Annotated in this window: 21 protein-coding genes; 14 read left to right on the top strand and 7 right to left on the bottom strand. The window is 72.6% G+C overall.

Features of this window, described 5'->3' with window-relative positions; all coding sequences use genetic code 11:
* Positions 1-25: 25 nt before the first annotated feature.
* The 5 genes from pheS (at position 26) to JK361_RS23635 (ending at position 7,184) form a co-directional block, all read left to right on the top strand.
* A complete protein-coding gene (gene pheS / locus JK361_RS23655; RefSeq protein WP_201821509.1) occupies positions 26-1,147 on the top strand; it encodes a phenylalanine--tRNA ligase subunit alpha in 1,122 nt (373 codons plus the stop codon).
* Positions 1,147-3,669 carry a phenylalanine--tRNA ligase subunit beta gene (gene pheT / locus JK361_RS23650; RefSeq protein WP_201821507.1) on the top strand — a complete coding sequence of 841 codons (2,523 nt, stop codon included), beginning with the start codon at positions 1,147-1,149 and terminating at the stop codon, positions 3,667-3,669. Before pheS ends, pheT begins: the two co-directional genes overlap by 1 nt.
* A gap of 248 nt (positions 3,670-3,917) precedes the next feature.
* Entirely contained in the window at positions 3,918-5,009 is a 1,092-nt protein-coding gene (locus JK361_RS23645) for a PP2C family protein-serine/threonine phosphatase (protein WP_201821505.1), read from the top strand.
* A 232-nt stretch (positions 5,010-5,241) separates the two neighbouring features.
* Positions 5,242-6,582: an NsdA family TPR-like regulatory protein gene (locus JK361_RS23640; protein ID WP_201821503.1), complete on the top strand. Its 1,341-nt coding sequence runs from the start codon at positions 5,242-5,244 to the stop codon at positions 6,580-6,582.
* Positions 6,583-6,647: 65 nt separating this feature from the next.
* The gene (locus JK361_RS23635; RefSeq protein ID WP_201821501.1) at positions 6,648-7,184 is read left to right on the top strand and encodes an NUDIX hydrolase; all 537 of its coding nucleotides are present in this window, start codon (positions 6,648-6,650) and stop codon (positions 7,182-7,184) included.
* 60 nt (positions 7,185-7,244) lie between these two features.
* Here the strand turns inward: JK361_RS23635 and JK361_RS23630 are convergent, their stop codons facing one another.
* Both JK361_RS23630 and JK361_RS23625 read right to left on the bottom strand, forming a co-directional pair.
* Positions 7,245-7,505, bottom strand: a complete 261-nt coding sequence (locus tag JK361_RS23630) for a hypothetical protein (RefSeq protein WP_201821499.1) — start codon at positions 7,503-7,505, stop codon at positions 7,245-7,247.
* Between the two features lie 192 nt (positions 7,506-7,697).
* Positions 7,698-8,573, bottom strand: coding sequence for a 3-hydroxybutyryl-CoA dehydrogenase (locus JK361_RS23625; protein WP_201821498.1), 876 nt, complete (start codon positions 8,571-8,573; stop codon positions 7,698-7,700).
* A gap of 169 nt (positions 8,574-8,742) precedes the next feature.
* Here JK361_RS23625 and JK361_RS23620 point away from each other — a divergent pair, with 169 nt between their 5' ends.
* Positions 8,743-10,101: a glycoside hydrolase family 10-like protein gene (locus JK361_RS23620; protein WP_236053462.1), complete on the top strand. Its 1,359-nt coding sequence runs from the start codon at positions 8,743-8,745 to the stop codon at positions 10,099-10,101.
* Here the strand turns inward: JK361_RS23620 and JK361_RS23615 are convergent, their stop codons facing one another.
* Both JK361_RS23615 and JK361_RS23610 read right to left on the bottom strand, forming a co-directional pair.
* On the bottom strand, positions 10,102-10,299 hold the full coding sequence (locus JK361_RS23615; RefSeq protein ID WP_201821497.1) for a DUF1918 domain-containing protein: 198 nt from the start codon (positions 10,297-10,299) through the stop codon (positions 10,102-10,104).
* 19 nt (positions 10,300-10,318) lie between these two features.
* On the bottom strand, positions 10,319-11,230 hold the full coding sequence (locus tag JK361_RS23610) for a DMT family transporter (RefSeq protein ID WP_201821496.1): 912 nt from the start codon (positions 11,228-11,230) through the stop codon (positions 10,319-10,321).
* On the opposite strand from JK361_RS23610, the gene JK361_RS23605 reads away from it, so the two are divergent.
* The 3 genes from JK361_RS23605 (at position 11,229) to JK361_RS23595 (ending at position 14,023) form a co-directional block, all read left to right on the top strand.
* Positions 11,229-12,710 carry an aminotransferase-like domain-containing protein gene (locus tag JK361_RS23605; protein ID WP_201821495.1) on the top strand — a complete coding sequence of 494 codons (1,482 nt, stop codon included), beginning with the start codon at positions 11,229-11,231 and terminating at the stop codon, positions 12,708-12,710. The two genes, JK361_RS23610 and JK361_RS23605, sit on opposite strands and share 2 nt — an antisense overlap.
* Positions 12,711-12,907: 197 nt before the next feature.
* Positions 12,908-13,360, top strand: coding sequence for a GNAT family N-acetyltransferase (locus JK361_RS23600; RefSeq protein WP_201821494.1), 453 nt, complete (start codon positions 12,908-12,910; stop codon positions 13,358-13,360).
* Between the two features lie 69 nt (positions 13,361-13,429).
* Positions 13,430-14,023, top strand: a complete 594-nt coding sequence (locus JK361_RS23595) for a histidine phosphatase family protein (RefSeq protein ID WP_201821493.1) — start codon at positions 13,430-13,432, stop codon at positions 14,021-14,023.
* Here the strand turns inward: JK361_RS23595 and JK361_RS23590 are convergent.
* Entirely contained in the window at positions 14,005-14,448 is a 444-nt protein-coding gene (locus JK361_RS23590) for a DUF6314 family protein (protein ID WP_201821491.1), read from the bottom strand. The genes JK361_RS23595 and JK361_RS23590 overlap by 19 nt on opposite strands.
* Positions 14,449-14,654: 206 nt before the next feature.
* Between JK361_RS23590 and JK361_RS23585 the strand changes: the two genes are divergently transcribed.
* The gene (locus JK361_RS23585; RefSeq protein ID WP_201821489.1) at positions 14,655-17,135 is read left to right on the top strand and encodes an alpha-L-arabinofuranosidase family protein; all 2,481 of its coding nucleotides are present in this window, start codon (positions 14,655-14,657) and stop codon (positions 17,133-17,135) included.
* Here JK361_RS23585 and JK361_RS23580 read toward each other — a convergent pair.
* Entirely contained in the window at positions 17,122-17,568 is a 447-nt protein-coding gene (locus JK361_RS23580) for a carboxymuconolactone decarboxylase family protein (RefSeq protein ID WP_201821487.1), read from the bottom strand. The genes JK361_RS23585 and JK361_RS23580 overlap by 14 nt on opposite strands.
* Positions 17,569-17,612: 44 nt before the next feature.
* Positions 17,613-18,845, bottom strand: coding sequence for a cysteine desulfurase (locus JK361_RS23575; RefSeq protein ID WP_201821485.1), 1,233 nt, complete (start codon positions 18,843-18,845; stop codon positions 17,613-17,615).
* 105 nt (positions 18,846-18,950) lie between these two features.
* Between JK361_RS23575 and JK361_RS23570 the strand changes: the two genes are divergently transcribed.
* The 4 genes from JK361_RS23570 to JK361_RS23555 all read left to right on the top strand — a co-directional run bounded on the left by JK361_RS23570 (position 18,951) and on the right by JK361_RS23555 (position 23,692).
* Positions 18,951-19,544 carry an ABATE domain-containing protein gene (locus tag JK361_RS23570; protein WP_201821484.1) on the top strand — a complete coding sequence of 198 codons (594 nt, stop codon included), beginning with the start codon at positions 18,951-18,953 and terminating at the stop codon, positions 19,542-19,544.
* Positions 19,545-19,790: 246 nt separating this feature from the next.
* Positions 19,791-22,340, top strand: a complete 2,550-nt coding sequence (locus JK361_RS23565; protein WP_307787314.1) for a YfhO family protein — start codon at positions 19,791-19,793, stop codon at positions 22,338-22,340.
* 21 nt (positions 22,341-22,361) lie between these two features.
* Positions 22,362-23,312: a glycosyltransferase family 2 protein gene (locus JK361_RS23560; RefSeq protein WP_201821482.1), complete on the top strand. Its 951-nt coding sequence runs from the start codon at positions 22,362-22,364 to the stop codon at positions 23,310-23,312.
* Positions 23,312-23,692 (top strand): GtrA family protein, encoded by a 381-nt coding sequence (locus tag JK361_RS23555; RefSeq protein WP_201821481.1) that lies wholly within the window; start codon positions 23,312-23,314, stop codon positions 23,690-23,692. The genes JK361_RS23560 and JK361_RS23555 overlap by 1 nt, the downstream gene beginning before the upstream one ends.
* Positions 23,693-23,731 lie beyond the last annotated feature (39 nt).

The raw sequence follows: 23,731 nt of genomic DNA, 5'->3' as shown, positions 1-23,731 counted from the left end.
GGGACAATCGGAAGCACGGGAAGAGATGTCGGCACCCAATAAGTCGTACGACCCTGTCGAGGTCGAGGCGTTGAAACCGGAAGAGATCGAGCGCATGCGGGACGAGGCGCTCGCCGCCTTCGCCGCCGCGGACTCCCTCGACGCGCTCCACGAGGCCAAGGTCGCGCACACCGGCCCGGCGTCCCCGCTGAGCCTCGCCAACCGTGAGATCGGCGCCCTGCCTCCGCACGCCAAGGCCGAGGCCGGCAAGCGCGTCGGCATGGCCCGCGGCGCCGTGAACAAGGCTCTCGCCGGCCGCCAGGCCGAGCTGGAGGCCGAGCGCGACGCCCGCGTGCTGGTCGAGGAGGACGTGGACGTCACGCTGCCGTACGACCGCGTACCGGCCGGCGCCCGCCACCCGCTGACCACGCTCTCGGAGCGCATCGAGGACATCTTCGTGGCCATGGGCTACGAGGTCGCCGAGGGTCCGCAGGTCGAGGCCGAGTGGTTCAACTTCGACGCCCTCAACATCGGCCCGGACCACCCGGCCCGCGGCGAGGCCGACACGTTCTTCGTCGAGGCCCCGGACGGCGGCGCCGAGTCCGGTGTCGTGCTGCGCACCCACACCTCGCCCGTGCAGATCCGCTCGCTGCTCGACCGTGAGCTGCCGGTCTACGTGATCTGCCCCGGCCGCGTGTACCGCACCGACGAGCTGGACGCCACGCACACGCCCGTCTTCCACCAGGTCGAGCTGCTCGCCGTGGACGAGGGCCTGACCATGGCCGACCTCAAGGGCACCCTGGACCACATGGTCCAGTCCCTGTTCGGCGAGGGCATGAAGACCCGGCTGCGGCCGAACTTCTTCCCCTTCACCGAGCCGAGCGCCGAGATGGACATGCTCTGCTACGTCTGCAAGGGCGAGTCCGTCGGCAACCCGGACCGGCCCTGCCGCACCTGCTCCAGCGAGGGCTGGATCGAGCTGGGCGGCTGCGGCATGGTCAATCCGCGGGTCCTCGCGGCCTGCGGCGTCGACCCGGAGAAGTACAGCGGCTTCGCCTTCGGGTTCGGCATCGAGCGGATGCTGATGTTCCGCCACAACGTCGAAGACATGCGAGACATGGTCGAGGGTGACGTCCGGTTCACCCGGCCGTTCGGGATGGAGATCTGATGCGGGTCCCGCTTTCTTGGCTGCGGGAGTACGTCGACCTGCCGGCGACCGAGACCGGCCGTGACGTCCAGGCCAAGCTCATTTCGGCCGGTCTGGAGGTCGAGACCGTCGAACAGCTCGGCGCCGACCTCAAGGGCCCCCTGGTCGTCGGCCAGGTGCTGACCATCGAGGAGCTGGAGGGCTTCAAGAAGCCGATCCGCTTCTGCACCGTCGACGTCGGGCAGGCCAACGGCACCGGCGAGCCCCAGGAGATCGTCTGCGGCGCCCGCAACTTCGCCGTCGGCGACAAGGTCGTCGTGGTCCTCCCGGGCGCCACGCTCCCCGGCGGTTTCTCCATCTCCGCCCGCAAGACCTACGGCAAGACGTCCCACGGCATGATCTGCTCCACCGACGAGCTGGGCATGGGCGACGACGGCACCCACGGCATCATCGTGCTGCCGCCGGAGACCGAGGTCGGCAAGGACGCCATCGAGCTGCTGGAACTGGTCGACGAGGTCCTGGACATCGCCGTCACCGCCAACCGCGGCGACTGCCTGTCCATCCGCGGCGTCGCCCGCGAGACCGCCATCGCCTACGGCCTGCCGCTGCGCGACCCCGCCCTGATCGACGTACCGGCCCCGAACGCCTACGGGTACCCGGTCCAGGTCTCCGACCCGTTCGGCTGCGACCGCTTCACCGCGCGCACCGTCACCGGCCTGAGCCCCGAGGCGCGCTCCCCGATCTGGCTCCAGCGCCGGCTCCAGAAGGTCGGCATGCGCCCGATCTCGCTCGCCGTCGACGTCACGAACTACGTGATGATGGAGCTGGGCCAGCCGCTGCACGCCTACGACCGGTCCCTGGTCCAGGGCACCATCGGCGTGCGCCGGGCCGAGGAGGGCGAGAAGCTCGTCACCCTCGACGGTGTCGAGCGCAAGCTGCACGCCGAGGACCTCGTCATCACCGACGAGCGCGGCCCGATCGGCCTCGCCGGCGTGATGGGCGGTGCCAACACCGAGATCGCCGACCACGAAATCCACGAGAACGGCGTGAACGGCACCACCGACGTGGTCATCGAGGCGGCCCACTTCGACGCCGTCTCCGTCGCCCGTACGGCCCGCCGCCACAAGCTGCTCTCCGAGGCGTCCCGCCGCTTCGAGCGGGGCGTCGACCCGCAGGCCGCCGCTGCCGCCGCGCAGCGCACCGTGGACCTGCTGGTGCTCCTCGCGGGCGGCACCGCGGAGGCCGGCGTCACGGAGATCGTCGCGCCCTCCGCGCCGCAGACCATCACGGTCCCGGCCGACCACCCGGACAGGGTCGCGGGCGTCGAGTACGGCCGCGAGACGGTCGTGCGCCGGCTCCAGCAGGTCGGCTGCGACGTCATCGGGCAGGACGAACTGATCGTCACCGTCCCGTCCTGGCGGCCCGACCTCGCCGACGCGAACGACCTGGCCGAAGAGGTCATCCGCCTGGAGGGCTACGAGAACCTGCCCTCCACGCTGCCCAAGCCCCCCTCGGGCCGTGGTCTGACCCACCGTCAGCGGCTGCACCGCAGGGTCGGCCGCGCACTGGCCGGAGCGGGCTACGTCGAGGCGCCGAACTACCCGTTCGTCAGCGAGCAGGTCTTCGACCAGCTCGGCCTGGCGGCCGACGACCCGGCCCGCCGCGTCGTGAAGCTGGTCAACCCGCTCAACGACGAGGAGCCCGCGCTCCGTACGACGCTGCTGCCGGGTCTGCTGGGCGCCCTGCGGCGCAACGACGGCCGGGGTACGCACGACCTGACGCTGTTCGAGACCGGCCTGGTCTTCCTGCCGCGCGAGGAACGGCGCACCGCCGCGCATCTGAGCGTCGACCGGCGTCCCACCGAGGAGGAGATCGCCGCGCTGAACGCCGCGCTGCCCGAGCAGCCGCGGCACGTCGCCGTGGTCCTCTCGGGCGCCCGCGAGCAGGCCGGCTGGTGGGGCGCCGGCCGTCCGGCCGGCTGGGCCGACGCGGTCGAGGCGGCGCGCGCCGTCGCCCGTGAGGCCGGTGCCGAGCTGGTCGTGCGCAAGGGGCAGTACGGTCCCTGGCACCCCGGCCGCTGCGCCGAGCTGGTGGTCGTCGCCGACGGCACGGAGCAGGTCGTGGGCCACGCGGGTGAGCTGCACCCGCGGGTCACCAAGGCGCTGAGCCTGCCCGAGCGCACCTGCGCGATGGAGCTGAACCTGGACGCCCTGGAGGCGGCCGGCGACGGAGTCCCGCAGGCGCCGTCCATCTCGTCCTTCCCGGTCGCCACCCAGGACGTCGCCCTCGTCGTCGACAAGCCGGTACCGGCCGCGGACGTCGAGGCGGCGCTGCGCGAGGGTGCCGGCGAACTGCTGGAGTCCATCCGGCTGTTCGACGTGTACGAGAACGCCGAGCAGCTGGGCGAGGGCCGCAAGTCCCTCGCCTACGCGCTGCGGTTCCGGGCGGCCGACCGGACGCTCACCGTGGACGAGGCGTCCGCCGCCCGGGACGCGGCGGTCGCCCTCGCGGGTGAGCGGACGGGTGCGGTCCTGCGCGGCTGAGCACCGTCTCGGTTCCCGGCGTCGGCCGGCCGCGGGTCTCCCGTGGCCGGCCGCGCGGTTTCCCGCCCCGCTGCGCCGGCTGCCCCTGCCGTTGACTGCATAAATGCAGGTTGGCGGCGGTGTCCTCACTCATTCGGGTGGGAAACGCAGGCGATCCGGCCCACCCGGGTCATGCCGTGGACAGAATCGGACCGGCCTTTCGGGGTCGGTCCGTCTGCTTTGTCAGGCCCACATGGGGGACCACAGGCATGATCCGCATCAAGGCACGGGCACCCACCGGACGGGCAGCCGTACTGCCCACGGTCTGGGGCGCCGTCGCGGTCGGCTACAAGTTCGGCTGCCCACTCGCCCAGCAGGACGGCCTCGGGGCGCGCATCGTCACCAGCGCCGTGTTCTTCGCCGTCGGCACCGGCCTCATATTCCATGTCCGCCGCGCCCTGCTCCAGGAGCTGCGGCTCGCCCGGCGGGCGGCGCGCGCGGCGCAGAGCGTCGTCCTGCGTCCGCTGCCGCCGCGGCTCGACGGGCTGGGCGTCGCCGCCGCCCAGCTGTCCGCCGACCGGGGCGCGAGCGTCGGCGGCGATCTGTACGAGGCCGTCGCCACCGAGCACGGGGTCCGTGTGGTGATGGGTGACGTACGGGGACACGGTCTGGCCGCCCTCGGCACCGTAGCCGCCCTCCTCGGCAGCTTCCGCGAGGCCGCCCACGACGAGCCCGGACTGGACCGGGTCCTGGCCAGGCTGGACCGCGCCCTCGCCCGGCACCTGCGCGAACGCGCCCGTGCCGAACACCCGGCGCAGGGCACCGGCGACCCGGACAACCCGGTCGCCGAGGAGTTCGTCACGGTGCTGCTCCTGGAGATCGGCCGGGACGGCGAACTGCGCGCCCTCAACTGCGGTCATCCGTGGCCGTACCTGCTCCGGAGCACGCGGGTCGAGCCGCTGACGCGCGCCGACCCCCTCCCGCCCCTGGGGCCGTTCCCGCTGCCCCCGGAGCCGGCCGTCCGGTCCTGCGGCCGGCTGCTCGCGGGGGAGTCCCTCGTGCTGTTCACGGACGGCGCGGAGGACGCCCGGGACGGCCGGGGGCGGTTCTTCTCGCTGCCGGACGCGTTGCGCGCGGTGGTACGCGAACAACCGGTGTCCCCGCAGACGGTGCTGCGTATCGTCTTCGGCGCTCTCCTTCGGCACACGGCCGGGAGGCCCACGGACGACGTTGCGGTGCTGGTCCTGCGGAACGACCGGGGCGCCCGCCGCAACTGTCCGAAGGCGCCGGACGGCGACACATCCCACTCCGCCGCACGCGCGGCCACGACCACCCACCCGCAGCCGACCACGCACCGCTAGCGTCTTCCGTTCCGTCCGGGCGCCGGCTCGCCGGCCCCGGCACCACGGCCAAGCCACCGTTGTTCGAGGGGGAGCCGGCGGCTTGGCCGGCCTCTTGCGAGGCATCTCAGTCAACTGGACGTGCACGCTCCGCAACAGCGCGCGCACGCCGCGGATACGGGCACTCCGTTCACACCCCGTGTGAACGCCCACCCACTACGCTGACCGCACCAGGCCACTCGGGGGGCATCCCATGCAGCCCAACACTCTGCTCGACGCCATCCTGGACGAGGCGGGCATCTCGCACGCCGGTCTCGCCGCCCACGTCAACCAGGCGGGACGCGCCCGCGGTCTCGCCCTGCGCTACGAACACACCGCCGTGGCACGCTGGTTGAAGGGCCAGCGGCCCCGCGGCCAGGTGCCCGACCTGATCTGCGAGGTGCTGGCCGCCCGGCTGCGCCGCCCGGTCACGCTGGACGACATCGGCCTGGGGGTGCCCGGCGAACCCAGTACGCCGCACCCCGGTTCGCTGTCCGGATTCGTGGAGCGGGCCACCGCGTTGTGGCGGTCGGACGAACAGCAGCGCCCCCATGTGCTCGGCGCCCCCGCGGTCACCGGGACCCCGGCCGTGATGCCGGTGTGGGAGTGGGAGAACCCGCCCGAGGACGTCGATGTCTCCCGGGGCGGCCGGCACCGGGTCACCCCGGCCGACATCGAGATGCTGCGGTCCGCCCGGACGCACTACGAGCAGATGTACCGGAAGGCCGGCGGGATCGCGACCCGGACCCGGATCGTCGGATTCCTCAACACCGAGGCGGCACCGCTGCTGCGCGGCAGCTACACCGACGCCACCGGCCGCCAACTGCACCGCGCGACCGGCGGGTTGGTGGCGATCGCGGGCATCTGCGCGTACGACTCCGATGCGCACGGACTGGCCCAGCGCTACTTCCACCAGGCGCTGCGGCTCGCGAAGGCCAGTGGGGACCGGGGACTCGGGGCCTATGTGATCGCCCTGCTGGTCAACCAGTCGCTGTACATGCGGGAGTACCGGCAGGCCGTCGCCTTCGCCGAGGCCGCGCTGCGCGCCGCCGGCCGGCACATCACCCCGGCGCTCGCCTCCGACCTGTACGCGATGCAGGCCAAGGCGTATGCGCACCTCGGTGACAGCGGCAGCGCGCTGTCCTGCATCCGGCGGGCGGAGACGGCGGCCGAGCGGATCCGGCGCGGCCACGAGCCCGACGAGACCGGGTACGTGCAGCCGGGGCTCGTCAACGTACAGGTGGCCGAGGCCCTGCTCAGCCTCGGGGAACTCGCCGCCGCCCGGGAACACGCGGCGGCGGCCGTCGACAACCCCGCCCACGACCGGGGACGGGTGCACCGGCTGGCCATGCTCAGCACCATCGAACTGCGCCAGGGCAACGCCGACAAGGCCGTGGCCACCGCCGTGCAGATGGCCGAGCAGGCCCGCGGAATGGAGTCCCAGCGGCTGCGCGACAGACTCCGCGCGGTACGCGAACATCTGGCGCGCTGCGGCTCGGCGGGCACCGCGGAGGCCGCCGAACTGATCGACGGGGCGCTGCGCGTACCGCTGTAGGCCCACTGTAGGTAGACCGTCCCTGCTGCGATATTGCCACTTACTCGGCGGAAGGTGGCAGAACCGTGCAGTGGACGAAACAGAACGAGCAAACTGTGTATGAAAACCGCTGGTTCAGCGTCAATCTCGCAGATGTCGAGCTGCCGGACGGCCGGCACCTGGACCACTTCCTGATCCGGCTGCGCCCCGTGGCCGTGGCCACGGTCGTCAACGAGGCGAACGAGGTGCTGCTGTTGTGGCGGCACCGCTTCATCACCGACAGCTGGGGATGGGAACTGGCCGCGGGTGTCGTCGAGGACGGTGAGGACATCGCGAGCGCCGCGGCCAGGGAACTGGAGGAGGAGACCGGCTGGCGGCCGGGGCCCCTGCACCACCTCATGAGCGTGGAGCCGTCCAACGGCCTCACCGACGCCCGGCACCACATCTACTGGGCCGACCGGGGCGAGTACATCGGGCACCCCGTGGACGACTTCGAGTCGGACCGGCGGGAATGGGTCCCCCTCAAACTCGTTCCCGACCTGATCGCCCGTGGGGAGGTCCCGGCCGCCAACATGGCGGCCGCCTTACTGCTGCTGCACCACCTCAGGCTCAACGAGGACTGACGGGACGGGCCAGGGCCTGCCGGACGGTCGTCCCGGCAGACGGGCATCGCCGGAGGGGCCCTAGTGGGCGGCCAGCGCCTGCCAGACCGTCACCACGAGCGCGCCGAGCGCGGTCAGCGCGGCGAGCGACGGCAGCGGCCAGCGTGCGTGTTCCAGCGAGGCCATCCGGGAGTCCAGGTCGTCCAGCTCCTTGGCGGTCTCCTCGGTGCGGTGACGGAGCAGCGCCAGCCCTCCCTCGACACGGGCGTAGGCCACGTCGAGGCGGCGCCGTAACTCTGCGAGTTCTCCGTGGACCACGGGATGCTCCTGATCGGCGGTCACAGGTCCGCTCCTTTCGGTAGTCGAAGTGGATGGTCCGCATCCCTTGCATGCGCATGAAGAGTCAACTCGCCTGGTGGGCGCGTGGGGAGCGTGTGCGACGGGCATATGCGTGCCCGGCGCGCACGCGGTGTGTGAAACACGAAGGCCCGGCACTCCTTCGAGTGCCGGGCCCGCGGGCGTCGCTCTTCGTAATCAGCCGTAGGTGTAGAAGCCCGAGCCGGTCTTCCGGCCGAGCCGGCCCGCCTCGACCATGCGCTGGAGCAGCGGCGGAGCGGCGTACAGCGGCTCCTTGTACTCGGCGTACATCGAGTTGGCGATGGAGACGATGGTGTCCAGGCCGATCAGGTCCGACAGCTTCAGCGGGCCCATCGGGTGGGCGCAGCCCATCTCCATGCCGTTGTCGATGTCCTCGCGGCTCGCGATGCCCGACTCGAACATCCGGATCGCGGACAGCAGGTAGGGCACCAGCAGCGCGTTCACCACGAACCCGGAGCGGTCCTGGGCGCGGATGGCGTGCTTGCCGAGCACCTTCTCGGCGAAGAGCTGGGCGCGGCCCAGCGTGCCCTCGGAGGTGGTGAGCGCCGGGATCAGCTCGATCAGCGCCTGCACCGGCGCCGGGTTGAAGAAGTGGATGCCGACGACATGGTCCGGGCGGGAGGTGGCGACCGCCAGCTTCACCAGCGGGATCGAGGAGGTGTTGGAGGCCAGGATCGCGTCCGGCCGGGTCACCACCTGGTCGAGCACCTGGAAGATCTCGGTCTTCACCTGCTCGTTCTCGACGACCGCTTCGATCACCAGATCCCTGTCGGCGAACTCGCCGAGGTCCGTGGTGAAGCTCAGCCGCGCCTGCGTCTCGTCCCGCTCCGCCTCGCTGATCTTGCCGCGTTCGGCGGCCTTGGCCAGGGAGGTGAACAGCCGGGTACGGCCGATCTCCAGGGCCTCGCCGGTGGTCTCGGCGACCTTCACGTCCAGTCCCGCGCGGGCGCACACCTCGGCGATGCCCGCGCCCATCTGGCCGCAGCCCACGACTCCGACGCGCGCAATGTCTCCCGATGGGAAGTCCGTCACATCGACCCCTTCGCTGGTTCCGGCTCGCTGGCAGGACCTCCGGGTTCGGCGCCTGCTCCGATCGTGCACGTTACCGCCAAGTATCGATGATCGATCGCCCGGGTGGGGGCATCCTGAACCGCGGAACGGTCCGTGACGGTGCGGATCCGGAGCGTACGGGAAGGTGCACATGGGGCGCATGTCGCGGCGGGCCTTCGCACTGGCGGCGCTGTCCACGCTGCTCACGGCGTCGGACGCGGCGGCGGGAGGGGGCGGTCCGGTGCCCGGGACGGCGGCCGAGGGCGCGGATCCGGCACCGCTCACGGCGGCGGAGGGCTCCGCCGATCCGGCACCGGGCACGGCGGCCGAAGACTCCCCGGTGCAGGGCGCGGTGCCGGTGCCGGACGGACTGCCGCGGGCGAGCGCCGAGATGCGCGGGGTCTGGATCGCGACCGTCGGCAACCGGGACTGGCCCTCGCGGCCCGGCCGCACGGCGGCCGAGCAGCGCAAGGAGCTGACCGCCCACCTCGACCGGGCCGTCCGCGACCGGCTCAACACGGTGATCCTCCAGGTGCGGCCCACGGCCGACGCGCTGTGGCCCTCGCCGTACGAGCCCTGGGCCGAGTACCTCACCGGCACCCAGGGCCGGCACCCGGGCTGGGACCCGCTCGGCACGGCCGTCACGGAGGCCCACGCCCGGGGCCTGCAACTGCACGCCTGGTTCAACCCGTACCGCGTCGCGAACCACACCGAGCCCACCCGGCTGGCCGCCGCGCACCCGGCCCGCAAGCACCCCGACTGGGTGGTGCCGTACGGCGGCCGGCTGTACTACAACCCCGGCCTGCCGGAGGTCCGCGCCTTCGTGCAGCGGGCCATGCTGGACGCGGTCGCCCGTTACCCGGTGGACGCCGTCCACTTCGACGACTACTTCTACCCGTATCCGGTCGCCGGGCAGACCTTCGACGACGACGACGCCTACGACCGCCACGGCGGCGCCTTCCCCAGCCGGGCCGCCTGGCGCCGGGACAACATCGACACACTGGTGCGGGAGACGGCCGCCGGCATCAAGCGGGTCCGGCCCGGCACCCGGTTCGGGGTCAGCCCCTTCGGGGTGTGGCGCAACGCGACGACCGACTCACGCGGCTCCGACACACGGGCGGGCGTGGAGACGTACGACGACCTGTACGCGGACACCCGCAGGTGGGTGCGCAGCCACTGGATCGACTACATCGTGCCGCAGCTCTACTGGCACATCGGCAACGCCGCCGCCGACTACGCCGGACTCGTCGCGTGGTGGGCGGAGGTGGCCAAGGGCACCAAGACGCACCTGTACGTCGGCGAGGCCCTGTACCGGGCGGGCGCCACAGGGCAGCCTTCGGCCTGGCAGGACCCCGTCGAGCTGTCCCGGCACCTCACCCTCGCCGCCGGGTATCCGCAGGTGCGCGGGCATGTGTTTTTCGCCGCCAAGGACCTGGCGGCCGATCCGGCCGGGGCGATGGCGCGGGTGGTCGCCGACCACTACCGGGGGCCGGCGAAACCACCGCGGTGACTACGGGCGCTGCTCGTCCCGGTGCTTGACCTGGCAGTCGGGGCCGGGGGACATGATCGCCTCGTGCCCGTTCTCGAAGCGGACGCGGTAGGGCGGGTTGCCCTCCTGGCCGAGTACTTCGACGACTTCGGAGACCTGGTCGTGCTGGCCCACCACCCTGCCGTGCTGGACGAGCTTGTCACCCTTGGATGCGCGCATGTGCCGGCCCTCCTCACGATCACGACCGTTGCGTGACGGCGATGCAGACGAGCACGGCGACGGCGGTAAGGGGAGCGGCCGCCGTGAAGTGCTCGCCCAGCAGCAGCGCCGACCACACCAGTGTGAGCAGGGGCTGGGCCAACTGCAACTGGCTGGCCCGGGGGATGCCGACGGCCGCCATCCCGCGGTACCAGACGACCAGCCCCGCAAACTGCGAACCGAGCGCCACCCACAGCACGCCGGCGATGCCGTGCCCGGTGAGGTGCACCGGCTCGTAGGCCAGCGCGACCGCGGCGGCCGGCACGCTGAGCGGCAGGCACAGCACCAGCGCCCACCCGATGACCTGCCAGCCCGGCATGACCCGGGCCAGCCGGCCGCCCTCGGTGTACCCGGCGGCGCACACCAGCAGGGCCGCGAAGAGACAGCCGTCGGCGGTGGTGAGCGCGCCGCCGCTCTGGGTGAGCGTGAACGCGATCACGGCCACCGCGCCCGCCACGGCCGCCAGCCAGAACCGGCGGGAGGGCCTGACGCCGGTGCGCAGGGCCGAGAACACGGCTGTGGTCAGCGGCAGCAGCCCCACCACGACGGCCGCGTGGGCCGTGGTGGACGTCTCCAGGGCGAGCGTGGTCAGCATCGGGAAGCCCAGCACCACCCCGGCGGCGACCACGGCCAGGCCGGCGAGATGGCGCCGCGCCGGGAGCCGCACCCGCAGGGCGAGCAGACAGCCGCCGGCCACCACGGCGGCGAGGACCCCGCGCACCGCCACCAGGGACCAGGGGCCGAAGCTCTCCAGGCCCCAGGCGGTCGACGGGAACGTCAGCGAGAAGGCGATCACGCCGAGCGCGGCCTGGACGGTGCCGAGGCTCCGCGACTCCCGAGGGGCGATGACCGCTATCGGCCTGGCGGCAGTAGCGCTACTCTGTGTTCTCATGCAACAGCGTAGCAGTGTGGGTGAACTGGCAGAACAGCTGCGACTGGAGCTGGACCGCTACTCTCCTGGGGGAAAGCTCCCGTCGAGTCGGGCATTGGTCGAGCGGTTCCGGGTGAGCCCGGTGACCGTCTCCCGCGCCCTCGCGCAGCTCGCCGCCGAGGGTCTGGTGGTCACCCGGCCGGGCGCCGGCGCCTTCCGGGCCCGGCCGCACACGGCGGAGTCCCCCGCCGGGGACACGTCCTGGCAGGAGGTCGCGCTGAGCGCCGACGGCGCCGCCGACCTCGTACCGCGCACGGTGGACGCCTCGGGTGTCACGGTGTCGCTGGCCGTGCCGCCGCCCGGGGTGCTGGAGTTCAACGGCGGCTACCTGCACCCCTCCCTTCAGCCGGAGCGGGCCATGGCGGCGGCCCTGGCCAGGGCCGGACGGCGGCCCGGGGCCTGGGGGAGGCCGCCCCTGGAAGGGCTGCCGGAACTGCGGGAGTGGTTCGCGCGCGGGATCGGCGGCGCCGTCACGGCCGCCGAGGTGCTGATCGCGGCGGGCGGCCAGTCGGCGCTGACCACCGCCCTGCGGGCGGTCGCCCCGCCCGGTGCCCCGGTGCTGGTGGAGTCGCCCACCTACCCGGGGATGCTGGCCCTGGCCCGCGCGGCCGGTCTGCGGCCCGTCCCGGTGCCCGTGGACCCCGACGGAGTGCGCCCCGACCTGCTCGCGGACGCCTTCCACGCCACCGGCGCCCGGGTCTTCGTCTGCCAGCCGCTGTTCCAGAACCCGACCGGTGCCGTGCTGGCCCCCGCCCGGCGCGCCGAGGTGCTGCGCATCGCCCGGGAGGCCGGTGCGTTCGTCGTCGAGGACGACTTCGTCCGCCGGCTCGTGCACGCCGACGCGGGCCCGCTGCCCCGCCCGCTGGCCGCCGACGACCCGGACGGCGTGGTGGTCCACGTCGGCTCGCTGACCAAGGCGACCTCGCCCAGCTTCCGGGTGTGCGCCCTGGCCGCGCACGGGCCGGTGCTGGAACGCCTGCGGGCCATCCAGGTCGTGGACAGCTTCTTCGTCCCGCGCCCGCTCCAGGAGGCCGCCCTGGAACTGGTCGGCTCCCCGGCCTGGCCCCGCCATCTGCGGGCGCTGTCGGCCGCGCTGAAGACCCGCCGGGACGCCATGACGGGCGCGCTCGCCCGGCACCTGCCCGAACTCGTCCTGCCCCACATCCCGTCCGGCGGCTACCACCTGTGGCTGCGCCTGCCCGACGGTACCGGGGGCACCCAGGCCTTCGGCTCCGGGGGAGAGGCCGCGCTGGCCGCGGCGGCCCTGCGCGCGGGCGTCGCCCTCACCCCGGGCCGCCCCTACTTCAGCGCCGAACCCCCCGCCGCCCACGTCCGCCTGAGCTTCGCGGCGGTGGCCGGGACCGGGGAGATCACGGAGGGGGTGCGACGGCTGCGGACGGCGTACGACGAGGCGGTGCGCGATCCGGACGAGGCGGGATGAGTCGGCACGAGGCGTCGCGAACCCCGGACCGGCGACGCGAAAACCCCGGACCGGTCGTGAACCCCGGACCGGCGTCGTGAACCCCGGACGAGGGACCCGGACGGGAACCCCAGGTGAGGACACCGGACGCGGACCCGGACCGGAGGGGCCGGGAAAAGCGCTCGTCATGCGGAAGCCGGGCCTGTGAGGATCACCGCATGAGCGATACACCCGACCTCCCCGCGGGGTACGAGTTCTCCGCCGACCCCGCCCGGGTCGACGTCGACCGCGTGTACGGCTGGCTGTCCACCGACGCGTACTGGGCGATCGGGCGCCCCCGGGAGACGCACGAGCGGGCGATGGCGTCCTCGCTGAACTTCGGGGTCTACGCGCCGGTCTCCGGGCAGCAGGTGGCGTACGCGCGCGTGGTCACCGACCATGCGCTGTTCGCCTGGCTCGCCGATGTGTACGTCGACCCGTCCGTGCGCGGCGGGGGGCTCGGCACCGCGTTCGTCCGCCGCATCCGCGACCACCTGGTGCCCCTCGGCCTGCGCCGGCTGGCGCTGGTCACGCAGGATGCGCACGGGGTCTACGCGAAGCTGGGCTTCCAGCCGCTGGACCGGCCCGACCAGTGGATGGTCCACACGTTCGGGCAAGCGGCCGGTGAGTGATCGCACGCCCCGGGTAACCGCCGGGTAACACCCCTTGACCTGCCTCCCGGCACGGCTCACCATCACGGCATGCCACTGAGGGTGACGTTCGTCGCCGCCGCGCGCAGTTCCCCCCTGCTCGCGGAGCGCTTCGAGGACGACCGGCCGCTGGACCTGGCCGGCTGGGACGAGGTGCAGCGCGTCGCCGGGGACCTGCTGCCGCTGGCCGCGTCCGAGCTGCGCTACTGCTCGCCCACCCCCCGCAGCCGGGCCACGGGCGACGCGCTGGGGTACGCCCCGCTGGTCCAGCTTGCGCTGCGGGACTGCGACATGGGCCGCTGGCGCGGACTGACGCTGGGCGAGGCCATGGCCCGCGAGCCGCAGGCGGTGGACTCCTGGCTCGCCGACCCGCGCGCCACCCCGCACGGCGGCGAGTCCCTGCTGGCGTTCATCTCCCGGGTCGGCGGCTGGCTGGACACCCGGCCGGTGGACGACGGGGGCCGGATCGTCGCGGTGGCCGAGCCCTCGGTGATCCGGGCGGCCCTGGTCTACGCCCTGAAGGCGCCTCCCCCGACCTACTGGAACCTCGACGTCCGTCCGCTCTCGACGACGACGGTCACGGGCCGCTCCGGCCGCTGGAACCTCCGCTTCGACGGGGTCCGGACTCAGCCCTCGCGCACGTAGCCGGTGGTGAGGACGAGATCCTTCGCCGGGCCGCCGACCCGCCACACCGAGCGCCAGTGGTCGGAGTCCCGCACGGTGAACTCGCCCCGGTAGAGGTCGGCCGCGCAGGGGTGGTCGGCGACGCAGTGCCCCGTGGCCAGGTCCAGCTCGTGGAAGGGCCGCCCGTCCGCGAACCGCACGTCCGCCCGGCTCGGCGTGGGCCCCGGCAGGAACCGCAGCGTCCGGCCGGCCGGCCGGACGGCGCCCTGCCAGGTGAAGGTCCCCGACTCCTCGTGCAGCAGTCCGCCGCCGTCCAGCGCGCCGAAGACGGTCACCCCCGTGAAGTGCCCTTCGTGCCCGCTCGCCAGATCCCGCACGCTCCGCTCCACCCGCCAGCGTCCGGCCAGGTGGGCCAGCACGTCCGGGACCGGCCAGAACTCGCCCATCGGTGCGCCTTTCGTCTCGAGTGGCGGCCGTCCGCGGGGCCGCCGCCGTCCGCCGGGTGCGGCCGGCCTGGTCGCTGGCGCGATTCCGCGCCCTGTCGGGGCGCTGATGCCCGCCCCATTGACGTGCTCATACCCCTTCTCTATCTTGCCGTTCGAAGTGCTGACCAGTGTCTGATATTTCGAACACCACGAGTCGCGGAGTATCCATGTCACGCACCGCCCGCCAAAGACTCGGCCTGGGAGTGAGCGCCGTCCTGCTCGTCACGGCCGCCCTTCCCGGCCCCGCCCACGCCGAGGCCACCGCCGACTACTCGATCACCGTCGATCCCTCCGCCACCGGACCGGAGATCGGCAAGACCATGTACGGCGTCTTCTTCGAGGACATCAACCGGGCCGCCGACGGCGGCCTGTACGCCGAACTCGTCCAGAACCGGTCCTTCGAGTACTCCACCGACGACAACGAGGCGTACACCCCGCTGACCGCCTGGACGGTCTCCGGTACCGCACAGGTCGTGAACGACGCCGGCCGTCTCGCCGACCGCAACAGGAACTACCTCCTTCTGGGTGCCGGCTCGTCCGTCACCAACGCCGGCTACAACACCGGCATCGCCGTGCAGGACGGCAAGAAGTACGACTTCTCGGTGTGGGCCCGCGCCGAAGCCGGCAGCACGCTTACCGTCACCCTCCAGGACGCCGGCGGCACGCTCGCGGCCGCCCGGCGGATCACCGTGGGGAAGGGCGGCTGGGTGCGGTACAAGGCCGGATTCACCGCCGGCCGTACCAGCACCACCGGCCGGCTCACCGTCGCCGCCGGTGCCGCCACGGCCGTCGACATGGTGTCCCTCTTCCCGCGCGACACCTACCGGCACGAGCCCAACGGCCTGCGCGAGGACCTCGCCGAGAAGGTCGCCGCCCTGCACCCGGGCTTCGTCCGCTTCCCCGGCGGCTGCCTCGTCAACACCGGCTCCATGCAGGACTACAGCGAGTCCTCCGGCTGGCAGCGCAAGCGCTCCTACCAGTGGAAGGACACCGTCGGCCCGGTCGAGCGGCGGGCGACGAACTCCGACTTCTGGGGCTACAACCAGAGCTACGGCCTCGGCTACTACGAGTACTTCCGGTTCGCCGAGGACATCGGCGCCATGCCGCTGCCCGTCGTGCCGGCCCTGGTCACCGGCTGCGGCCAGAACCGGGCCGTCGACGACGACGCGCTGCTGAAGCGGCACATCCAGGACACCCTCGACCTCATCGAGTTCGCCAACGGGCCGGTGACGTCCGAGTGGGGCGAGGTGCGCGCGAGGATGGGCCACCCCAAGCCCTTCCACCTCACCCACATCGAGGTCGGCAACGAGGAGAACCTGCCCGAGGAGTTCTTCGCCCGCTTCCGGCAGTTCCGCGCCGCCATCGACGCCAGGTACCCGTACATGACGGTGATCTCCAACGCGGGCCCGGACGACTCCGGCCCGACCTTCGACGCGGCCTGGCAGCTGAACAGGGACGCCCGGGTCGACATGGTCGACGAGCACTACTACAACAGCCCGCAGTGGTTCCTACGGAACAACGACCGCTACGACTCCTACGACCGCTCCGGCCCGAAGGTCTTCCTCGGCGAGTACGCGTCCCAGGGCAACACCTTCGGGAACGGTCTCGCCGAGGCGGCCTACATGACCGGTCTGGAGCGGAACGCGGACGTCGTGCGGCTGGCCTCGTACGCACCCCTGTTCGCCAACGAGGACTATGTGCAGTGGCGCCCGAACCTGGTGTGGTTCGACAACCACGCCTCCTGGGGCTCGGCCGACTACGAGGTGCAGAAGCTGTTCATGTCCAACGTGGGCGACCGGGTGGTGCCGAGCACGGCGACCGGCACGCCGGGCGCCGGCGGGCCGATCACCGGCGCGGTCGGCCTGTCCACCTGGGCCACCAGCGCCGCCTACGACGACGTGCGGGTCACCGCCGCCGACGGGACGACCCTGCTCGACGACGACTTCTCCGGTGGCGCCTCGCGGTGGACGCACACCGGCACCGGCAGCTGGTCCGTCCGGGACGGCCGGTACGTGCAGACGGACGTCGCGGCCGAGAACACCATGGTCCAGGCGGGCGACCCGTCCTGGCACGACTACGACCTGCACGTGAAGGCCACCAAGGAGTCCGGCGAGGAAGGCTTCCTCGTCGCCTTCGGCGTCAAGGACACCGGCAGCTACTACTGGTGGAACATCGGCGGCTGGAACAACAGCCGGTCCGCGGTCGAACAGGCCGTGGACGGCGGCAAGTCCACGCTGATCTCCGGGCCCGGGTCGGTCGAGACCGGCCGCACCTACGACATCGGCGTCAAGGTGCGCGGCCGCCAGGTCACCCTCACCCTGGACGGCCGGGAGTGGGGCAGCTTCACCGACAGGCCGGCCGAGCCGTTCCGTCAGGTCGTCCCCCGGGACGCGAAGACCGGCGAACTGATCGTCAAGGTCGTCAACGCCCGCTCCCAGGCGGCCCGTACGGCCGTCGACCTCGGCGGCGCCGACGTGGCGTCCAGGGCGGCCAAGGTGACCACGCTCGCCGCCGCGCCGGACGCGGTGAACACCGAGACGTCCACGGCCGTCGCCCCCGAGACGTCCTCGTTCACCGGCGTCTCCGGCCGGTTCACCTACACCTTCCCGGCGAACTCCGTCACGTTCCTCAGGATCAAGCAGAGGTGACCGGGGTCTTCGGCGCGGGCTGCTGCCCGGGCGGCAGCAGCCCGCGCTCGGCGAAGACCTTCTTGGCCACGAAGGTGGCGTTCAGCGCCCTCGGCATGCCGCAGTAGACGGCGGAGTGCAGCAGGGCCTCCGTTATCTGCTCCGGCGTGAGGCCCACGTTCAGGGCCGCGTTCACATGCACGTCCAGCTGCGCCTCGCAGCCGCCCAGTGCGGTGAGCATGCCCAGGGTGACCAGCTGACGGTCGCGGGGGGCGAGCCCGGGCCGGTCGTAGATCTCCCCGAAGGCCCAGGCGACGACCTGGTGACCCAGCTCGGGGCTGATGTCGGCGAGCGAGTCGACGACCCGCTGCCCGGCCTCGCCGTCGACCCTCTTCAGGACCTCCAGGCCGTGGGCGAAACGCTCGTCACGAGTGGTGCTGTGCTGATTGCTCATGACCGGAACCGTAAGAGTTGGAGCACACTCCAACGCAAGCGCGGTCAGACACCGAAGTACCGCTGGGCCGCCCGCACCCCCGCCACCAGCGCATCCACCTCGGCCGGCGTGTTGTAGACGTAGAAGCTCGCCCTGGTGGTCGCCGGGACCCCGAACCGCTTCGCGACCGGCCGGGCGCAGTGATGGCCGACCCGGACGGCCACGCCCCGCTCGTCCAGCACCTGGCCGACGTCGTGCGGGTGGATGCCGTCCACCGTGAAGGAGACGGCCGAGCCGCGGTCGGTGAGGCCGGCGGGGCCGATCACCCGGACCCCGGGCACCTCGGCGAGCAGCTCCAGGGCGCGGGCGGTGAGGGTGTCCTCGTAGGCCGCGACCTCGGCCATGCCCAGCCGCTCCAGGTATTCCACCGCCGCCGCGAGCCCCACCGCCTGCGCCGTCATCGGCACGCCCGCCTCGAAGCGCTGCGGCGGCGGCAGGAAGGTGGTGCGGTCCATCTCCACGATCTCGACGATCGAGCCGCCGGTGAGGAACGGCGGCAGGGCGGCGAGCAGCTCCGCCCGGCCCCACAGCACGCCGATGCCGTTCGGGCCGAGCATCTTGTGCCCGGAGAAGGCGAGGAAGTCCGCGCCCAGCCCCCGCACGTCGACCGGGCGGTGCGGGACGGACTGGGCGCCGTCCACGACCACCAGCGCGCCGGCCGCGTGGGCCCGGTCGGCGAGCTCGCGGACCGGGTTGAGCGTGCCGAGGACGTTGGACTGGTGGGCGAGGGCGAGCACCTTGGTGCGCTCGTCCAGCAGCTCGTCCACCCGGGACAGGTCCAGCCGGCCCTCGTCGGTGAGGCCGAACCAGTCCAGCGTCGCGCCCGTCCGCTCGGCCAGCTGCTGCCAGGGGACCAGGTTCGCGTGGTGCTCCATCTCCGTCACCACGATCCGGTCCCCGGGGCCGAGCCGGCCGGCGTCGCCGAGCGCGTGGGCGACCAGGTTGATGCCCTCGGTGGTGTTCTTGGTGAAGACCACCTCGTCGTCGGCGGCGCCGATGAACCGGGCGAGCGTGTGCCGCGCGTCCTCGTACGCCTCCGTCGCCTCGCCCGCCAGCTGGTGCGCCCCGCGGTGCACCGCCGCGTTGCGCGTCAGATAGAAGTCCCGCTCCCCGTCCAGGACTTGCAGGGGCTTCTGGGTGGTGGCCCCGGAGTCCAGGTAGACGAGCGGGGCGCCGCCGTCCACCGTCCGCTCCAGGATCGGGAAGTCCTTGCGCAGCGCGTCCACATCCAGGGCCACGGCTCTCACCTCTCACGGTTTTTCAGCTCGTTCTCCGTGAGGCACGCTAAGCCCTCCTCACGGAGAAGCGCAAGAAATGCCGTGAGAGCCGGATACGATGGGGCCGTGGATCACGAGACGCCCGTCTACCTGCACCAGCTCCCGGTCCCCGGCGAGGACCGGTACGCCTCGCTCGCGCTGGTCAATACGCGGTTCACCGTCAGCCACGGCCGGGTCGACCTCCTCGACGACACCGAGGCCGCGCATCTGTGGCTGGTCCGGCACGCCCTGCTGTCCGACGGGGTCCCCTTGAACGGCAGGCAGTCCGGCCGGCTGCGGGCCCTTCGCGAGGCCCTGAGGGCGCTCTTCGCGGCCCGGGCCGACGGGCTGCCGCCGTCCGCCGACGCCCTCGACACCCTGAACACCGCCCTCGCCGCCGCCCCCGCCACGCCCCGGCTGGCCTGGGGCGCCGAGGGCCCCCGCCGAGCCGACGTCCCCGACTCCGGAAACCCGGCCGCCGCCGCGCTCTCGCTGCTCGCCGAGGACGCCACCGACCTGCTCACCGGTGCCGACGCGGACCAGCTCACCGAGTGCGCCGCCCAGGGCTGCGCCCGCTGGTTCCTGCGCTCCCACGGCGCCCGCCGCTGGTGCACGACCAAGTGCGGCAACCGGGTCCGGGCGGCCCGGGCCTACGCGGCCCGCAAGGCCGGTTCACCTTAAAAACACCGACCGGAAATCCAGAGTTTTCCGGCCGGTCATGAAATTCACGCGGTGTTTCCCGTACCCGGAGGAAGTTGCGTCACTTTCCGATGCGCACACAACCATCCGGAAACGCTCCCCGTCTAAGTCGGCGAATAGATGGGGCACACATTCTGTGAGGACCGCCGAAATGCACCGCGACACTTCACCCGGCGCACGTGGCATTGCCCACGGGGACGCACGGCCACACCCGGACGGGAACAGGGTGTGAAAGCGACGTCCCGGCCGGGGCAGGCCGCCGCCCTGCTCGCCGCGGCCGTCACGGCCGTCGCCTTCTGCGCCGGTGACGCGCTCGCGCGCTGCCACCCCTTCGGCCCCCGCACCCGCAGCGTCAACGACCTCGGCAACCAGTTCGTGCCCTTCCACGCCCACCTGTGGGACCTGCTGCACGGCAGGACCGAGGGCGGTCTCTACGTCAACTGGCGGTCCGGCTACGGCTCCAGCTTCCTGCCGGACCTCGGCACCTACCTGGGCAGCCCGTTCGCCCTGCTGGTCGCGCTCTTCCCCCGGGACGAGATCGACCTCGCGGTGTACGTGATCACCACCCTGAAGGCCGCCTCCGCCGCCGCGGCCATGGCCTGGCTGCTCCTCACCCTGCGTCCCGGCCGCTGGTGGGCGGCAGGCCTGCTCGGTTCCTCCTACGCGCTGTGCGGCTGGACCCTCGCCGACGCCGACTACAACCCGATGTGGCTGGACGGGCTGATCGCCCTGCCCCTGCTCTGCCTGGTCGGCGAGTGGGCACTCGCCGGACGCCGGCGCCTGCCCGGGATCCTGATCGTCGCCCTCGCCTGGACCGCCAACTTCTACACCGCCTACATGGCCACCCTCGGCGCCGCCCTGGTGCTGCTGCTCCGGCTCGTGCTCACCCGGCCACCGGCCCGGCAGGCCCTCGCGACGGCCGGCCGCGCCGTCCTCACCGTCGCCCTGGGCATGGGCCTCGCCGCCCCGCTGGTCACGGTCGTCTACTTCGGTACCCGGCACGCCTACCCCGGCCGGGTGACTTCGTTCCGCCCGGTACCGGCCGGGGACGTGCTGGCCCGGCTGCTGCCGACGGCGTACGGCTGGGGCTCGCCCGCCCTCTACGTCGGCACCACCGCCCTGCTGCTGGCCCTCGCCCTGCCCTTCCACCGCGCGGTCCCCGGACGGGTGCGCGCGGGCTGGACGGCCCTGGTGCTCCTGGCGGTGCTGTCCCTCCAGTGGGCACCCACGCACCTGGTCTGGCACGCCTTCGCCACCCCGCAGGGCAGCCCCTACCGGCAGACCTTCGTGGTGTGCGGGCTGCTCGTCATCGCCGCCTGGCAGGCGCTGTCGTACGGCCCGCCCGACCCGCGCACCCTCGGCGCGGCGGCCGCGCTGCTCGCCCTGATCACCGCCCTCGCCGGCCGCAGCGCGCCGGTCCGGGCCTTCACCTGGCCCGTGCTGCTGCTCGCCGTCGCCGGGGCGCTGGGCGGACTCGCCCTGGCGGCCCGCGCCGGACACCGGCGCCGGCTCGCCGGGCTGGCCGTCGTCCTCCTGCTCGGCACGCAGATCGGGGAGAGCGCCGCCACCTCCGCCGTGGCCGTCCGGCTGCGCCTCGCCCACATGGACGACTACGCGCCCTGGGGCGAGCGGCAGGAACGGCAGTCGGCGCTGACCGAAGAGGCCGACGCCTGGCCCCGGTACCGCACCGACCCCGGCCGCGAGCAGACCACCGGCAACGACCCGCTGCTGGTGGGCGGCGAGGGCGCCCAGTACTACAGCTCGCTGACCTCCGACGTCCTCAGCCGCACCCTGACCGCGCTCGGCGGCGGCTGGACCTCGCGCGGGCGGAGCGTCCAGAGCCTGGACAACGCCGTCACGGACGTGATCTTCTCCGTCGGCGCCCGGGTGCACTCCCCGCCGGACCCGCACCAGAGGCACGCCCCGCCGGCCGAGCACCCCGTGCGCGTGACCCGGCGCGACGTACCGCCCCTGGTGACGGTGCGGCCCGCCCCGGACACCCGCCCCTTCGGCGCCTCGCCCTACCGCAACCAGGAGACGCTGCTCGGCAGCCGCGTCTACACCGTGGCCCGCGTCGCCGTGCGGGACGACTCCGGCGCCCCGCTGCCGTCGCGCCGGGTCGGCTCCGGCAACGCCCTGACCCGGCCGACGCTCACCGCCCGCTGCCCGGCGGGGACCCAGGTGAACCTGTGGGCCCCGCACTACTCCGGCACCGCCCGGCTCGCCGGCGGGACCACCGCGTACTTCAACTCCCGGGCCGCACGCAACCGAGCGGCCATGGCACCGCTCGGCACGGCCCCCGCCTCCGGGCGGCTGCGGATCCGGCTGACCCCGGCCCGGCCCGGCAGCGTCCCGCCCGACGCGATCGGCTGCCTCGACACCCACCGGCTGCACACGGCCGCCGCGCGCCTGAAGGCCACCGGCGCCACGCACGTCACCGTCTCCGACGGCACCGTCCACGCCCTGCTGCCCGCCGGCAGCAAGGGGATCGCGGTCCTCGCCGCGCCCAGGATCGCCGGCTGGCGGTGCGCGGCGGGCGACGGACCGGCCCGGCCGGCGGGGGAGTACCACGGCCTGATCGCCGTCCCCCTCGACGCCGGCTCGACCAGTGTGACCTGCACGTTCCATCCACCCGGCCTGCGGCTGGGCGCGGCGGTCGGGGCCGGCTCGCTGCTGGCCCTCGTCCTGTCGGCCGTCCTCGGCGCCGTCCGCCGCCGGCGCGCCCCGGCACCGCCCACGACCACATCACCGCGCGAGCGCGTGACCGCCGCTCTCTGACCGCGCCCAGGGGGGCCCGCCATGCTGATATCCGTCGTCTCGCCCTGCTACGACGAGGAAGACGTCGTCGCCCGCTTCCACGAGGAGGTCCAGAAGGTCGCCGACGAACTGCTGCCCCTCGGCCACGACATGGAATTCGTGTACGTGGACGACGGCAGCCGGGACCGCACGCTCGCCGTCCTGAAACAGCTGGCGGACCACGACCCCCGGGTGCGCTACGTCTCCTTGAGCCGCAACTTCGGCAAGGAGGCCGCCCTGCTGGCCGGTCTGCGGCACGCCTCGGGGGACTCGGTGATCGTCATGGACGCCGACCTCCAGCACCCGCCACAGTTGATCAAGCGCATGGTCGAGCTGCGCGAACAGGGGTACGACCAGGTCATCGCCAAGCGCACCCGCACCGGTGACCGGCTCACCCGGACCCTCACCGCCCGCCTGTACTACCGGCTGGTCAACCGCCTGGTCGACATCGAACTCGTCGACGGGGTGGGAGACTTCCGGCTGCTGTCGCGCCGTGTGGTGGACGCGGTGCTGGGCCTGACCGAGTACAACCGCTTCTCCAAGGGCCTGTTCGCCTGGGTGGGCTTCCCGAGCACCACCTTCGAGTACCGGAACGCCGTCCGCGAGGCCGGCCGCAGTTCCTGGAATCTGCGCGGCCTGCTCAACTACGGCCTCGACGGCCTGCTCTCCTTCAACAACCGCCCGCTGCGCGCCGCGCTCTGGCTCGGCGTGTGCCTGCTGCTGTGCGCGGGCCTCTACACCGCCTGGATCGTGGGCGCCGCGCTCGTCAACGGCGTCCAGACGCCCGGTTATGTCACGATCATCACTGCCGTCACCGCCCTCGCGGGCGTCCAGATGGTCATGCTGGGAGTCATCGGGGAGTACACCGGCCGCATCTACTACGAGGTGAAGCGGCGTCCGCACTTCCTGGTGAAGGCGAGCAACGTGGAACGGACGAAGGATCTCATCCCCTGATGCGGCAGATTCTCACCTTCGCGGCGGTCGGTGTCGTGAACACCGCCACCTACTACTGTCTTTACCTGCTTTTTTTGACTGCTTTTCCTTATCTGGTGGCGCACGTCGTGGCTTTTGTGCTCGCGATGATCGGCTCCTTTTTCCTGAATGCGCGCTTCACCTACCGGACGCGACCCACACTGCGTAAATTCCTGCTGTTCCCGCTGACCAATGTCAGCAACTTCGGGATCACGACGGCGGGGGTGTACCTGATCGTCGACGTCCTGCGCGCCGGCGACCGCTTCGCGCCGCTGGTCGCCTCCGCCGCGGCCATCCCGGTCACCTACGTCGTGTCCCGCTGGGTGATGCTCCCCGGCGCCGAGAGGAAGACGATTGCATAAACGTGCAGCGATACGTATAGTCATGCCATCCAGAGGAGG

The sequence above is a fragment of the Streptomyces musisoli genome (genome assembly GCF_016741855.1).
In the GTDB taxonomy this organism is placed as follows: domain Bacteria; phylum Actinomycetota; class Actinomycetes; order Streptomycetales; family Streptomycetaceae; genus Streptomyces; species Streptomyces musisoli.
This window is presented reverse-complemented; position numbering and strand designations above follow the sequence as displayed.

Coding starts and splice junctions, on each gene's coding strand:
- pheT (WP_201821507.1), top strand. CDS start 1,147: ATGCGGGTCCCGCTTTCTTGGCTGCGGGAGTACGTCGACCTGCCGGCG.
- JK361_RS23555 (WP_201821481.1), top strand. CDS start 23,312: ATGCGGCAGATTCTCACCTTCGCGGCGGTCGGTGTCGTGAACACCGCC.
- JK361_RS23605 (WP_201821495.1), top strand. CDS start 11,229: ATGCAACAGCGTAGCAGTGTGGGTGAACTGGCAGAACAGCTGCGACTG.
- JK361_RS23595 (WP_201821493.1), top strand. CDS start 13,430: ATGCCACTGAGGGTGACGTTCGTCGCCGCCGCGCGCAGTTCCCCCCTG.
- JK361_RS23585 (WP_201821489.1), top strand. CDS start 14,655: ATGTCACGCACCGCCCGCCAAAGACTCGGCCTGGGAGTGAGCGCCGTC.
- JK361_RS23615 (WP_201821497.1), bottom strand. CDS start 10,299: ATGCGCGCATCCAAGGGTGACAAGCTCGTCCAGCACGGCAGGGTGGTG.
- JK361_RS23610 (WP_201821496.1), bottom strand. CDS start 11,230: ATGAGAACACAGAGTAGCGCTACTGCCGCCAGGCCGATAGCGGTCATC.
- JK361_RS23580 (WP_201821487.1), bottom strand. CDS start 17,568: ATGAGCAATCAGCACAGCACCACTCGTGACGAGCGTTTCGCCCACGGC.
- pheS (WP_201821509.1), top strand. CDS start 26: ATGTCGGCACCCAATAAGTCGTACGACCCTGTCGAGGTCGAGGCGTTG.
- JK361_RS23640 (WP_201821503.1), top strand. CDS start 5,242: ATGCAGCCCAACACTCTGCTCGACGCCATCCTGGACGAGGCGGGCATC.
- JK361_RS23600 (WP_201821494.1), top strand. CDS start 12,908: ATGAGCGATACACCCGACCTCCCCGCGGGGTACGAGTTCTCCGCCGAC.
- JK361_RS23645 (WP_201821505.1), top strand. CDS start 3,918: ATGATCCGCATCAAGGCACGGGCACCCACCGGACGGGCAGCCGTACTG.
- JK361_RS23590 (WP_201821491.1), bottom strand. CDS start 14,448: ATGGGCGAGTTCTGGCCGGTCCCGGACGTGCTGGCCCACCTGGCCGGA.
- JK361_RS23620 (WP_236053462.1), top strand. CDS start 8,743: ATGGGGCGCATGTCGCGGCGGGCCTTCGCACTGGCGGCGCTGTCCACG.
- JK361_RS23560 (WP_201821482.1), top strand. CDS start 22,362: ATGCTGATATCCGTCGTCTCGCCCTGCTACGACGAGGAAGACGTCGTC.